At 70.8% G+C, this 12,671-nt stretch carries 10 protein-coding genes; 6 read left to right on the forward strand and 4 right to left on the reverse strand.

The window, feature by feature from the left end:
• Window positions 1–273: 273 nt before the first annotated feature.
• The 6 genes from Q0L11_RS02800 to Q0L11_RS02825 all read left to right on the forward strand — a co-directional run bounded on the left by Q0L11_RS02800 (window position 274) and on the right by Q0L11_RS02825 (window position 7,600).
• On the forward strand, window positions 274–1,881 hold the full coding sequence (locus tag Q0L11_RS02800; RefSeq protein ID WP_296595329.1) for a peptide chain release factor 3: 1,608 nt from the start codon (window positions 274–276) through the stop codon (window positions 1,879–1,881).
• Between the two features lie 84 nt (window positions 1,882–1,965).
• On the forward strand, window positions 1,966–2,868 hold the full coding sequence (locus Q0L11_RS02805) for a class I SAM-dependent methyltransferase (RefSeq protein WP_296595330.1): 903 nt from the start codon (window positions 1,966–1,968) through the stop codon (window positions 2,866–2,868).
• Window positions 2,869–2,891: 23 nt separating this feature from the next.
• A complete protein-coding gene (locus Q0L11_RS02810; protein WP_296595338.1) occupies window positions 2,892–3,611 on the forward strand; it encodes a 16S rRNA pseudouridine(516) synthase in 720 nt (239 codons plus the stop codon).
• Between the two features lie 542 nt (window positions 3,612–4,153).
• The gene (locus Q0L11_RS02815; protein ID WP_296595331.1) at window positions 4,154–5,245 is read left to right on the forward strand and encodes a 3-deoxy-7-phosphoheptulonate synthase; all 1,092 of its coding nucleotides are present in this window, start codon (window positions 4,154–4,156) and stop codon (window positions 5,243–5,245) included.
• 175 nt (window positions 5,246–5,420) lie between these two features.
• On the forward strand, window positions 5,421–6,794 hold the full coding sequence (locus Q0L11_RS02820) for a hypothetical protein (RefSeq protein WP_296595332.1): 1,374 nt from the start codon (window positions 5,421–5,423) through the stop codon (window positions 6,792–6,794).
• Between the two features lie 143 nt (window positions 6,795–6,937).
• On the forward strand, window positions 6,938–7,600 hold the full coding sequence (locus Q0L11_RS02825; RefSeq protein WP_296595333.1) for a TonB family protein: 663 nt from the start codon (window positions 6,938–6,940) through the stop codon (window positions 7,598–7,600).
• On the opposite strand, the gene Q0L11_RS02830 is transcribed toward Q0L11_RS02825, so the two are convergent.
• From Q0L11_RS02830 to Q0L11_RS02845, 4 genes are all read right to left on the reverse strand, one after another.
• A complete protein-coding gene (locus Q0L11_RS02830) occupies window positions 7,601–8,356 on the reverse strand; it encodes an ABC transporter permease (RefSeq protein ID WP_296595334.1) in 756 nt (251 codons plus the stop codon).
• Entirely contained in the window at window positions 8,353–9,090 is a 738-nt protein-coding gene (locus Q0L11_RS02835; protein WP_296595335.1) for an ABC transporter ATP-binding protein, read from the reverse strand. Before Q0L11_RS02835 ends, Q0L11_RS02830 begins: the two co-directional genes overlap by 4 nt.
• The gene (locus Q0L11_RS02840; RefSeq protein ID WP_296595336.1) at window positions 9,087–10,082 is read right to left on the reverse strand and encodes an ABC transporter substrate-binding protein; all 996 of its coding nucleotides are present in this window, start codon (window positions 10,080–10,082) and stop codon (window positions 9,087–9,089) included. The genes Q0L11_RS02835 and Q0L11_RS02840 overlap by 4 nt, the downstream gene beginning before the upstream one ends.
• A 559-nt stretch (window positions 10,083–10,641) precedes the next feature.
• Window positions 10,642–12,438: an ABC-F family ATP-binding cassette domain-containing protein gene (locus Q0L11_RS02845; RefSeq protein ID WP_296595337.1), complete on the reverse strand. Its 1,797-nt coding sequence runs from the start codon at window positions 12,436–12,438 to the stop codon at window positions 10,642–10,644.
• Between the last annotated feature and the right edge of the window lie 233 nt (window positions 12,439–12,671).

A 12,671-nucleotide genomic window follows, 5' to 3' on the forward strand; every position in this document is an offset into this window, starting at 1 on the left:
CGGCGAAGACCCCGACGACGACACGAGCTGACGCCGCCTCACCAAATCGCTCGTCGTCCCCGGGCTTGATCCGGGGATCCATTCCAGGGCGCCCGCCGCCCTGGCGCCACCCTCCAACCGTCACCACGCCCCGCAAGGCCCGAACCCGCCGCAAAGCCGCGCGTCGGGCCGCACCCGCGTGTCCGCTACCGGCTGTCGGGGATGACGAGCTGTGAGGAGAGCCGCCGCGGTCCTCGCTTCCGCGGGCGCGCCCCGCATGATAGGCGCCCGCCCATGAGCACCTCTCCCGCCGCCGAGGCCGCGCGCCGGCGCACCTTCGCCATCATCAGCCACCCCGACGCCGGCAAGACCACCCTGACGGAAAACCTGCTGCTGGCCGGTGGGGCCATCCGGGCCGCCGGCGCCGTGCGCGCCCGCGGCGAGAACCGCCGCACCCGGTCGGACTGGATGAAGATCGAGCGCGAGCGCGGGATCAGCGTCTCGGCCTCGGTGATGACGTTCGACCACGACGGCCTGATGTTCAACCTGCTGGACACCCCGGGCCACGAGGACTTCTCGGAAGACACCTACCGCACGCTCACCGCCGCCGACGCCGCCGTCATGGTGCTGGACGCCGCCAAGGGCATCGAGCCGCAGACCCTGAAGCTGTTCGAGGTCTGCCGGATGCGCGACATCCCGATCATCACCTTCATCAACAAGATGGACCGCGAGGCGCAGGACCCGTTCGAGCTGCTGGACGAGGTGGCCTCCAAGCTCGCGCTCGATCCGTCGCCGCTCTACTGGCCCGCCGGCTCGGGCGGCCGCTTCAAGGGCATGCTCGACCTGCGCCGCGACAAGTTCCTGCCCTTCCAGAAGAAGGGCGGCGGCGCGGCCGACGAGGACGAGGGCCATCCGCCCGCCGTCGCCTTCAAGGGCAACGCCATCGTCAGCTACCTCGAGCCCGACGAGCAGGAGGAGCTCAGCGAGAACGCCGAGCTCGCCATGGGCGGCCTCAAGGCCTTCGATCCGCAAGCCTTCCTCGAAGGCCACATGACCCCGGTGTTCTTCGGCTCGGCCCTGCGCCACTTCGGCGTCGACCAGCTCCTCGAAGGCCTGGGCGCCTACGCCCCCGCGCCCAAGTCCGTGGCGGCGAGGAAGGGCGGGGAGGAGACCCACGTCGCCCCCGGCGACCGCGAGGTCACCGGCTTCGTCTTCAAGGTCCAGGCGAACATGGACCCCAACCACCGCGACCGCATCGCCTTCCTGAAGCTGTGCTCGGGCCGCTTCAGCCGCGGCATGAAGCTGAAGGTGCAGAACACCGGCAAGCAGCTCAGCGTGAACGCGCCGATGATGTTCTTCGCCTCGGACCGCGAACTGGCCGAGGACGCCTACGCCGGCGACGTGATCGGCATCCCGAACCACGGCGTGCTGCGCGTCGGCGACAGCCTGTCCGAGAGCGGGACCCTGCGCTTCGCCGGCCTGCCCAACTTCGCCCCCGAGATCCTCCAGCGCGTCCGCGTGAAGGACCCGCTGAAGGCCAAGCACCTGAAGAAGGCCCTGGAGAGCCTGGCCGAGGAGGGCGTCACCCAGCTCTTCCGCCCGTCGATCGGCGCGGACTTCATCGTGGGCGCCGTCGGCCAGCTCCAGTTCGAGGTCATGGCCGACCGCCTGCGCGAGGAATACCAGCTCGACGTGATCTTCGAGCCCAGCCCCTATGGCGAGGCCCGCTGGATCCTCGGCGAGAAGGCCGACCTCGAGGACTTCATGAGCAAGCACCGCTCGGCCATGGGGACCGACATCGACGACCAGCCCGTGTATCTGGCCAAGAGCGCCTGGGACGTCGGCTACGCCGCCGACCGCTACCCCAAGGTCCGGTTCGAACGTTCGAGGGAACGGGCGTAGCCTTGCCGCGCGTGCGTCCTCTTCACCTCCCCCGTTCAGCGGCGGGAGAGGCGCCGCCCGCCGCTGCGCGGGGGAGGTAAGCGCATGACCGCCATCCTCTACGGCGTCCCGGCGCCCGGGCTGGCCGAGGTCCCCGCCGGCGCGGTCCAGGTCTCGCCGCTGATCCTCGGCTCGCAGGACCTCGCCGTGCTCGCCGACGCCAGCGTCGACCGGGCCGTCGTCCTCGCCCCCGGCGGCGCCATCGAGCGCGACTACGTCCTGGCCCAGGCCCTGCGCGTCCTGAAGCCCGGCGCCCCGCTCCTGGCCTTCGCGCCCAAGGACAAAGGTGGCTCGCGCCTCAAGAAGACCCTGGAAGGCTTCGGCTGCAGGGTCGGCGAGGACGCCCGCAAGCATCACCGCTTCTGCCATCTCGCACGACCCGAGGCGCCCACCGGCCTCGCCGAGGCCATCGCCGCCGGCGCGCCGCGCCTGTCGCCGGCCCTGGGCGTCTGGACCCAGCCCGGCGTCTTCTCCTGGGACCGCCTGGACGCCGGTAGCGGCAAGCTGATCGAGCTCCTGCCGCCGCTCGCCGGACGCGGCGCCGACCTCGGCTGCGGCGTCGGCCTGCTGGCCCAGCGCGTCCTGGCCGCGCCCGCCGTGACCGAACTGACCTGCGTCGACGTCGACCGCCGCGCCGTCGACTGCGCCCGCCATAACCTCGACGACCCGCGCGCCACGGTGATCTGGGGTGATGTGCGGCGGGTGGACGGCCTCGCCGACCTCGACTTCGTGGTCATGAACCCGCCGTTCCACGACGGGGGGACCGAGGACCGGAACCTGGGCGTGGCCTTCGTCGAGATCGCCGCGCGCCTGCTGCGCAAGGGCGGGATCTGCTGGCTCGTCGCCAACCGCCACCTGCCGTACGAGGCGAGCCTCGCCAGCGCCTTCACGGCCTTCGAGGTCCGCCACGACGGCGGCGGCTACAAGGTGATCGAGGCCCGGCGATGAACGCCAAGGCTCCCAAGCCGCCGATGGCGCGGCTCGACCGCCTGTTGGCCAACCTCGGCTACGGCTCCCGGCGCGAGGTCGGCGCCCTGGTCGCCAAGGGCCAGGTCGTGCTGGACGGCGTGGCGCTCAAGGACACCGGCGCCAAGGTGCCCGTGGTCGCCGACTTGCCCCAACGCCTGACCATCGCCGGCAAGCCCGTCGACCCGCCAGCGCCGCTGACGCTCCTGATGCACAAGCCGCTGGGCGTGGTCTGCTCGCACCGCGAGGCCGGGCGCAGCGTCTACGAACTGCTGCCCCAGCGCTGGCGCGCACGGATGCCGGCGCTCTCCACCGTCGGCCGGCTCGACAAGGAGACCTCGGGGCTGCTGCTGATCACCGACGACGGCCCGTTCCTGCACCGGGTGATCTCGCCGAAGAGCCACGTGGCCAAGCAGTACGTCGCCACCCTCGCCCGGCCGCTCACGGGCGGGGAGGGGGAGGTGTTCGCCGCCGGGACCCTCATGCTGGAAGGCGAGACCGACCCGCTGGCGCCGGCTGTGCTGGAGGTCCTGTCGCCCACGCAGGCGCGGCTGACGATCACCGAAGGGCGCTACCACCAGGTGCGCCGCATGTTCGCCGCCGTGGGCAACCACGTGACCGCCTTGCACCGCGACCGCATCGGCGGCCTTGCCCTGCCGGACGACATGGCGCCCGGGGACTGGCGCATCCTGACCGCGGAGGAGCAGGCGGCGCTGTTCGGATAGGTCAAAGCAGAGTTCCGAGCTCGGAATTAGCAATTGCTAGCCCCCTGCTCGGAGTCAGATCGGTTCCAGCCCATGTCGGGCGCCCGACCCAGGCGCTCTGATGGCTGCGGTTCGACGATCCGGGGCGCGGACGACCCGACAGAGGTCCGTGCTCCCGGTCCCATAGCAGCGGCTTGCCCCCCAGGCCGCGGCGAGGGCCCGCGAGATCGCTCCGAACCTTCCCGGAGCCGTCTCCCCGCGGGACTTCCCGCCGGACCCGGGCCCTCTGCCGTCGCCGCCGTGGATACCCGGCGCCGGTCGGGGCGCGATGTCCGGGGGCGGCTCCGGGGACCCTTTTGGCGTGACACCGGCCGGCCTCGCCGGTACAGTCACGGCGATGACCTCCGTCGCCTACACCTACTTTTGGTATTTTGGCGAACCGACGCCCCTGGCGCCGGCGGAGGATCGTTTGGCCTGATCGCAGACAGACCGAACACCCTTCCAAGCCGCCAGGGACTGGCGGCTTTTTTCATGGCCGCCGCCCTCCATCCGAGGAAACGACCGTGCCCAAGCCCACCGCCGACACCCGCATCCAGCGTCTCGATCCGCTCAGTCCGCCCGTCCAGGTGATCGGCGAGGCGCCGACCACCTCCATGATCGAGGAGGTCGTGGGCGACAGCCGCGCCGCCATCCACCGCATCCTGACCGGCGAGGACGACCGCCTGATCGTGGTGATCGGACCCTGCTCGATCCACGACCCCGCCGCGGCCATGGAGTACGCCCGCCGCCTGGCCGCCCAGCGCGAGCGCCACAAGGGCGAGCTCGAGATCCTGATGCGCGTCTACTTCGAGAAGCCGCGCACGACCGTCGGCTGGAAGGGCCTGATCAACGACCCCGGCCTCGACGGCAGCTTCCGCATCAACGAGGGCCTGCGCCTGGCCCGCCGCCTGTTGGTGGACATCAACGCCCTGGGCCTGCCGGCCGCCTGCGAGTTCCTGGACGTCACGACGCCCCAGTACATCGCCGACCTCGTCGCCTGGGGCGCCATCGGGGCGCGCACCACCGAGAGCCAGATCCACCGCGAACTGGCCTCCGGCCTCTCCTGCGCCGTCGGCTTCAAGAACGGCACCAACGGCGACGTGAAGATCGCCGTCGACGCGGTCCTGGCCGCCGGCTCGCCGCACCACTTCCTTGCGGTCACCAAGGACGGCCGCGCCGCCATCGCCGCCACCGCGGGCAACGAGGACGCCCATGTGGTGCTGCGCGGCGGGAAGGGGCCCAACTACGACGCCGCCAGCATCGCCGCCGCCTCGGCCGAACTGGCCCGCGCCGGCCTGCCCGAGCGCCTGATGATCGACGCCAGCCACGCCAACAGCGCCAAGAACCACGACAACCAGCCCAAGGTCGTGGCCGACCTCTGCGGCCAGATGGCCGCGGGCGAGCGCCGCATCGTGGGCGTGATGGTCGAGAGCCACCTCGTCGCCGGCCGCCAGGACCTCGTCGCCGGCCGTCCGCTGACCTACGGCCAGTCGATCACCGACGCCTGCATCGACTGGGAGACGTCCGTCGGGGTGCTGGACGATCTGGCCCTGGCCGTCCGCGCCCGCCGCGCGGCGTGCGGCGCAACAGCGCAGGCCGTGGAGGCCGCCAGTTGAGCCTCCATGACGATACACAGATTTGATCCGCGTCTTCTCTGGGGCCGCAGTGTTCCGTTAACCATACAGGGGAAGTTAATGACTTGTTAAAGCCAGCGGCTCCGGCTTTGCTGTGTTTCGGCAGTACCTCTGAAAGGCGTTCCAACCTGGGACGCCGATAGGGCGGAGCGGGTCGATGTTCGAGTTGGGTCGGGAACTGAAGCGCTTCTTCGCCGTCGATCGCGCGAAGGCGCCGTCTGACGGTCTGACCGGCGGCGACTCGTCGCTGCTCGAATTGCTGGACTCGCAGTTGCTGGCGCAGGAGGCCAAGGCTGCCGACGTCGCCGCCGGCCGCATCAGCGCCAAGGACAAGCCGCGCCGCCGGCTCGAGGCCGCCATCGTCTGGCGCGAAGTCGCCCGTCGTACGGCCGACGCAGTCGCTCTGCGCAAGGCCGCCGCCGGCGCAGAGACCGCCGCCGCCGGCTTCGACACCGCCCATCGCCGCGACGGCTGGGCCCGCGCCCGCTGCGAACAGGCCTTCTGCGCCCTGCTGGGCGCCGAGATTTTCGGCGACCCCGGCCTGAACGCCGCCGCCGAGCTCGCCTTCCAGGACGCCCGCGGCCACGTGAAGGGCGGCCTTGCGGCGCCCCTGGCGGACGTCGGCCTGCTGGCCATCGAAGGCCGTCGCCTGCTGGACACCGCCGACGCGGCCCAGGCGCGCGCCTTCGTCGCCCGCTTCAACCTGCCCATCAACGCCCTCGACGCCATCGCCAAGCGGGTCACCGCCGCCCGTGCGCTGGCCGCCGAGGCCCGCCTGATCCGCGCCGACCTGCTCTGCGGCTGGGGCGCTCGGCTGAAGGACGGCGAGCTCCTGGAGATGGCCGCCCGCGAGGCGTCCGCCGCCGGCGAGCGCCTGGACCAGGCCTACGAGCCGCTAACCTGGGTGCGCGCCAAGATCGCCCACGGCCAGGCGCTGGCCCTGCGCGGCGAGGCGGTCGGCGACGTCGACGCCCTGGCCGCCGGCGCCGGCGCCCTGGCGCTGGCCCTCGACAGCCTGACCCGCGACCACAGCCCGCTCGACTGGGCCCGCACCCAGGTCGCGCTCGCCCAGTCCCTCCAGGCGCTGGGGGAGGCGTCCAGCGACCCGCGCGCCTTCGAACACGCGGTCTCGTGCTACGACCGCGCCCTCATGGTGCTGAAGGACACGCCGACCCTGCCGCTGCGCGGCGTGGCCGCCGGCTCCCGCGCCGTCTGCCTCGCCCGCGCCGCCGAGCTGACTGGCGACGCCGCCGTGCTGGACGCGGCCGAAGCCGCCATGAAGATGGAGCTCGCCGCCCTGTCCCCGGGCCGCGATCCCGTGGGCTGGGCGCTCGCCCAGTTGCACCTGGCCCGCCTGTACGAGGCCCGCCTTGGCATGACCGGAAAGGACCGCGGCGAGCGCGCGGCGGCCCTTATGGCCCTCGACGCCGCCCTCGACGTCTTCGCCGAGCACGGCATGCGCTCGCTGAGCGTCGTCGCGAACGAGGCCATCGACCGCCTGCACGACCTGCACGAGCGCTCGCAAGGCTGACCCCTCCCACCCCACGCGAGAGGCGCCTACGTTCCTCTCGGGAGCGACCAAGCCGTAACACGCCTGCGAAAGTGACCGCTCATCGCAAGCGACTTTCAACCCCTGCGTTCTGCGCCCATGCTTGCGACGAGGAGGAGCCCGCCATGTCTCGTACGCTTGTGTCCGCTCTCGTCCTGACGGCGCTTGGCGTCGCTGCGCCCGCCGCCGCACAGGTCTGGGTCGAGGCGCCCACGTCCGCGCAGATGTCCGCCGCCTATCCTGCGAAGGCCAAGGCCGAGGGGGCCGGCGGAGCCGTGGAACTCATGTGCACCGCTGCCCGCGATGGCGGAATGACGGCTTGCGACGTCCTCGGCGAAAGCCCGCGCGGCTACGGCTTCGGCGCCGCCGCCCGGCGGTTGGCCCAGACGCACTTGAAGGCCGCCGGCGTCTCCAAGAACCAGGAAATCCGCGTCCCCATCACATTCTCCGCCGAGCTTGCGAAGGGGACGGCCAGCACGGTCAAGACGCCCCAATGGACCGCCTTGCCGAGCGTGGGCGACATGCAGGGCGCAGTCCCGAAGACCGAAGGCGGGCCGAACAATGTCCGCGTGACCCTGGTTTGCGATGTCCAGGCGGGGGGCTCGCTCAGCGGCTGCGCGGTCGACCGCGAAGAGCCGGCGGGCCAGGGCTTCGGCCAGGCCATCCTCGCGTTGGCGCCCAAGTTCCAGGTAGGCCTGATGAGCGCCGAGGGGATGCCGACAGTGGGCTCCAAGGTGCGGGTGCCGGTCCGCTTCGACCTCAAGCCGGTGCAGCAGGCCGAGAAGTAGCTAGCGTCCGCGCCACCACCTCAGGCCGGTGCGTTCCACGGCCTCCAGCAGCGCGTGCAGCGCCACGCCCATAGCGCCCAGGACGACGAGCGCGGCGATCATGCGCGCCGTCTGCAGCTTGTTGCCGGCGTCGAGCATCTGCCACGCCAAGCCCTGGACCTTGCCGGAGCCGGCGCCGAATTCCGCCACCACCGCCCCGATCAGCGCGAGGCCGGCGCCTACCTTGTGACCTTCCAGCAGGAAGGGCACGGCGGCCGGCAGGCGCAGGCGTGTCACCCGCTGCCAGCGCCCCGCCCCGTAGAGCGTGAACAGCCGCTCCAGATCGGGGTCGGCCGAGCGTAGACCCGAGACGGCGCCCGAGAAGATCGGGAAGAAGGCCACCAGCACCGCGAGCGCCACAAGGGCGCGCCCCGGATGGTCCAGACCGGCCCAGATCAGCAACAGCGGCGCGATGGCGACAACGGGCGTCACCTGCACCACCGACGCCAGCGGCCGGATGGCTCGGTCGAGCAGGGGACTGAGTGCGGTGAGCACGGCCAGCGCCTGGGCGATCAGACTGGCGATCACGAGCGCGATGACGGCGGTGGAGAGCGTCTGGCCCGCAGCCCTCACAAGCGTCGGAAAATGCTCCCCGAGCGCTATGGCCACCGCCGACGGCGCCGGAAGGAAGTACGCCGGCACCTGCATCGCGCGGCACGCGATCTCCCACGCCGCCAGCAGCAGCGCCAGGAGGACGAGGGGCGCGAGCCGGCTCACGCGGCGACGCCCTGGGCCAGGGCGTCGGACACCGCCTCGGCCACGCTGCGGAACGAAGCCTCGGTGCGGAAATGCGGCGGCCTGGGCATCGGGCCCGGCACGGCGATGTCGGCCGCGATGCGGCCCGGCCCTCTGGTCAGCACGATCACGCGGGACGCCATGTAGACGGCCTCCTCGACGTTGTGCGTCACGAAGACAATGGCGGGCCTCGACGCCGCCCACAGCGCCAGCACGTCGTCGGCCAGGGTGCGTCTGGTGATCTCGTCGAGCGCCGCGAAGGGTTCATCCAGCAACAGGAGCTTGGGTTCGGTGACTAGTGCGCGGGCCAGCGAGACGCGCATCGCCATCCCGCCGGAGAGCTGCACGGGCCGCTTCGCTTCGGCGCCGGCGAGCCCGACGCGGGCCAGCGCCTGGGAAGCCTTGCGGCTGGCTTCGTTCTGTGACGCGCCCGCGAGTTCCAGGGGCAACGCCACGTTGGCTTGCGCGGAAAGCCACGACGCCAGGGTCGGCGCTTGGAAGACCACGGCCGTCTCGCCGCGGGCCGTGGCCAGGGTCACCGACCCGCGCTCCGGCGCTTCGAGGCCCGCCAGCAGCCGCAGCGCGGTCGACTTGCCGCAGCCCGACGGACCGACCAGCGCCACGGTCTCCCCCGCCCCTATCTCGAGGCTGACAGGCCCGAGCGCGCGTCCCGCGCCGTACTCGACCTCGACGTCCTTGAGCGCGGCCAGGCTCACTTCGGGACGAACTGCAGGGTGTAGGCCTTCTTGTAGTCCAGGGTCTTCGGATAGACGCCCTGGGCCGAGGCGACGTCGAAGAACGCCTTCCAGCGCTCGTCGGTCATGGCGCCGATCTGCTCACCCTTGTCGCCGCTGACGATGCCGTACTGCCGCATCTTCTCCCGGGCCTGGTCGAGGACGTCCTGGGTCATCTCCGGATTGTCCTTCTTGATCAGCTCGTCGGCCGCCTTGGGATCGCCGGTGAGGTAGTCGGTCCAGCCCTTGGCGGACGCTTCGACGAAGGCCTTCACGGCGGCTGGGTTCTTGGCGATCAGGCTGTCGGGGACCAGCACCATGGTGGCGTAGCCGGGGTATCCCTCGTCGGCGAGCAGGAACACCTTGGTCTTGAGGCCCGCCTGCTTCTCGATCGTGTAGGGCTCGCTGGTGACGTAGCCCTGCTGGGCGGCCCGCTTGTCGGCCAGGAACGGCGCGGCGTTGAACGTGTACTTGCGCACCTGATCGTCGGTGAACCCGTACTTCGCCTTGAGCCACACCCAGAACGCCGTGACCGAGGCGTCCGACAGTAGGATCGGGTGGCCCTTGAGGTCCGCGATCTTGTCCACGCCGGTGTCGGGGTGGGCCATCAGCACCTGCGGGTCCTTCTGCATGAAGGCGGCCACCGCCTTCACCGGCACATTCTCCTGGGCCAAGTTCATGACGATGAAGCTGTTCGACCCCATGCCCGCCTCGACGGCGCCAGAGGCCAGCAGTTGCGGCACGTTCACGCCCGGGCCGCCCTGGATGATCTCCACCTTGAGGCCGCGCCTGGCGTACTCGCCCGAGGCCAGGGCCTGGTAGAAGCCGCCTTGCTCGGCCTGGGCCTTCCAATCGGTGGCGAAGCGGATGGTGACGGGCGCGTCTGCCGAGGGCTTGGCGTCTTCCTTCTTGCCCGGCGAACAGGCGGCCAACAAGGCGGCTGCCGCGATGACCAGGGTGCGCAACGCTTTCATGGAGACCCCTCGACTGAAGCGCGGGGAAGGTAGGGCTATCCTTGCTCCCCGCGCAACGCGGCCGTTGGGGAATCCTCATAGCAAGAGGGCGACGCTCCGGTCGCCCGGGCTCCCTTCGGGAGCCGAACTCCAGATAGCAAGAGGGCGACGCTCCGGTCGCCCGGGGCGTCGCCCTCCTATACAGATCCGTTGGGGGATCTGCGCCTACCAGGCCGAGCGCCAGTTCCGTCCCGGGTCGCCCCGCTTCATCCCTGACTGCCGGTGGAAGACCTTCCGGTTCGATCCCGGGTCGCCCCGGTTTCTTGCCTTGGACCAGCCACTCCGCTCGCTTGGTTCGGGGTCCGCCGTCGCCGGTTTCTCCGTCGCCCGCGCCGCAGTTCCTGTCGGCAAAGGGACGGTGCGCCCGAAGCTTTTATGACGCAAGCAGCCTACCGAGCGGAGCCGTTGTACGACTGTCGAGAACCTGTGCCGAAGCTGTTGATAATTGCAGTCTGCGAACCGGATTCCCCAGGAAATCCAAGGCGCGGAAAGGCTCCACAGGAAACCGTTAACGACGTTCCTAGCGGCCCGATTCCAGGACCTCGCGCCGTTCCTCCAGCACGAGCCACTCCTCCTCGGCAGCCGCGAGCTGCGCGCGGGCCGCATCGAGGGCGCGGCTATAGCGATCGAAGCCCGCCGGGTCACGCGAATAGAGGCTCGGGTCGGCCAGCGCCGCTTCCAGCGTCGCCATCTTGCCGGGCATGTCGGCGATCAGCGTCTCAAGCTCCTGCAGCCGCCGTTGGTCCTTGTAGGAGAGCTTGGAGGCGGCCTTCGGCGCCGTGGCCGCCGGCTTCGGCGCGGCCTTCGGCGGTTCGATCTTGGGCGGGGCGCCGAAGAAGCCGGGGTTCTGGCTCATGAAGTCCTGCCAGCCGCCGGGAGTCTCCACCGCCCGGCCCGTACCGTCGAGGCCGATCGTCGAGGTGGCGAGCCGGTCGATGAAGTCGCGGTCATGGCTGACCAGGATCAGCGTGCCGTCGTAGTCGGCCAGCATGTCCTCGAGCAGGTCCAGCGTGTCCATGTCGAGGTCGTTGGTCGGCTCGTCCAGAACCATGACGTTGGCCGGGTTGGCGAGGGCGCGGGCCAGCAGCAGGCGATTGCGCTCGCCGCCCGACAGGCTCTTCACCGGCTGGCGAAGCTGGCTGTCCTTGAACAGGAAGTCCTTGGCGTAGGCGTTCACGTGCTTGGGGTGGCCGCGAACCAGCACCTGGTCGCCGCCGAGCGGTGTCAGCACGTCCTTCAGCGTCATGTCGGGCGAGAGCGCGGCCCGGGCCTGGTCGATGTAGGTGACGGTGAGGTTGGTCCCGAGCTTCACCGAGCCCGCGTCCGGCTCCAGTTCGCCCAGCAGGATCTTCACCAGGGTCGTCTTGCCCGCGCCGTTCGGCCCGACGATGGCGACGCGGTCGCCCCGCAGAATCCGGGTGGAGAACGGCTTCAGGATGGTCCGGTCGCCGAACGCCTTGGTCACGCCCTTGGCCTCGACGACGCGCTTGCCTGACACGCCGGACGACTCCAGGCCCATGTTGAGCGAGCCGCGCATCTCCTTCATGCGGTCGGCCATGTCCTGGCGCATGGAGATCAGCCGGCGGCGACGGCCTTCGTTGCGCGCGCGGCGGGCGGTGACGCCGCGGGCCAGCCAATGCTGCTCACGCTGAATGGCGCGGTCCAGCCGCCTGGCCTCCTCAGCTTCCTGGGCCTCGATCTTCTCGACCCAGGCGTCGAAGGCCGCGAAGCCCTCGTCCAGCCGGCGCACCTGGCGGTACTCCAGCCAGAAGCAGCGTTGGGTCACCCGTTCCAGGAACGCACGGTCGTGGCTGACGATCAGGGCCGCGGCCCGGCTAGCGGCGATCTCGGCCTCCAGCACCTCGATGGCCAGGATGTCGAGGTGGTTCGTTGGCTCGTCCAGCAGGATGACGTCGGGGTCCTCGGCGAAGGCCTTGGCGAGGGCCACTCGCCGCGTCTCGCCGCCGGACAGGCCCTGGGCGCCCTTGGCGGGGTCTATGCCGAACGCCTGCAGCGCCGCCTCGGCGTGATGGGCCGGCGCGCCGCCGGACGTGGCGTGCTCCAGCACCGTGGCGCCGGCGATTTCGGGCTCCTGCGGGACGTAGGCGATGGTCGTGCCAGGCGTGATCGTACGCTCGCCGGCGTCCGCCTCGATCTGGCCGGCGAGGATGCGCAGCAGGGTCGACTTGCCCGCGCCGTTTCGCCCGACCAGGCAGGCGCGCGTCCGCGCGTCGATGGCCAGGTCGACCCCGTCGAACAGCATGACCGGCCCGTCGGCCAGACGGACCTCCTTCAGGGCGAGGATCGGAGCTCTCATGGAGGCGCTCCACATAGAGGTTGCCGGCTGCGACGCAAGTTCGCGCTTCTGTCAGGGGCGCCTTCAGGCGAAGTGGACCCGGTTCGCCGCCCGGAAGGCGCCCTTCTTCGAAAGAGCGCGCATTCCGGGCGCAAAACCGGTTCCCACTTTTGCTGAATGCGCGACGGGCCTACATCGGCGCGATGACGGGCGAACCCTTCTGGCGGCGCAAGACCCTCGAGCAGATGACCGTC

Source organism: Phenylobacterium sp. (assembly GCF_024508875.1).
In the GTDB taxonomy this organism is placed as follows: Bacteria; Pseudomonadota; Alphaproteobacteria; order Caulobacterales; family Caulobacteraceae; genus Phenylobacterium.

Bases quoted from the DNA above. Each gene is read 5' to 3' on its own strand.
- Q0L11_RS02810 (WP_296595338.1), top strand. From the start codon at position 2,892: ATGGCGCGGCTCGACCGCCTGTTGGCCAACCTCGGCTACGGCTCCCGG.
- Q0L11_RS02825 (WP_296595333.1), top strand. From the start codon at position 6,938: ATGTCTCGTACGCTTGTGTCCGCTCTCGTCCTGACGGCGCTTGGCGTC.
- Q0L11_RS02820 (WP_296595332.1), top strand. From the start codon at position 5,421: ATGTTCGAGTTGGGTCGGGAACTGAAGCGCTTCTTCGCCGTCGATCGC.
- Q0L11_RS02805 (WP_296595330.1), top strand. From the start codon at position 1,966: ATGACCGCCATCCTCTACGGCGTCCCGGCGCCCGGGCTGGCCGAGGTC.
- Q0L11_RS02845 (WP_296595337.1), bottom strand. From the start codon at position 12,438: ATGAGAGCTCCGATCCTCGCCCTGAAGGAGGTCCGTCTGGCCGACGGG.
- Q0L11_RS02800 (WP_296595329.1), top strand. From the start codon at position 274: ATGAGCACCTCTCCCGCCGCCGAGGCCGCGCGCCGGCGCACCTTCGCC.
- Q0L11_RS02840 (WP_296595336.1), bottom strand. From the start codon at position 10,082: ATGAAAGCGTTGCGCACCCTGGTCATCGCGGCAGCCGCCTTGTTGGCC.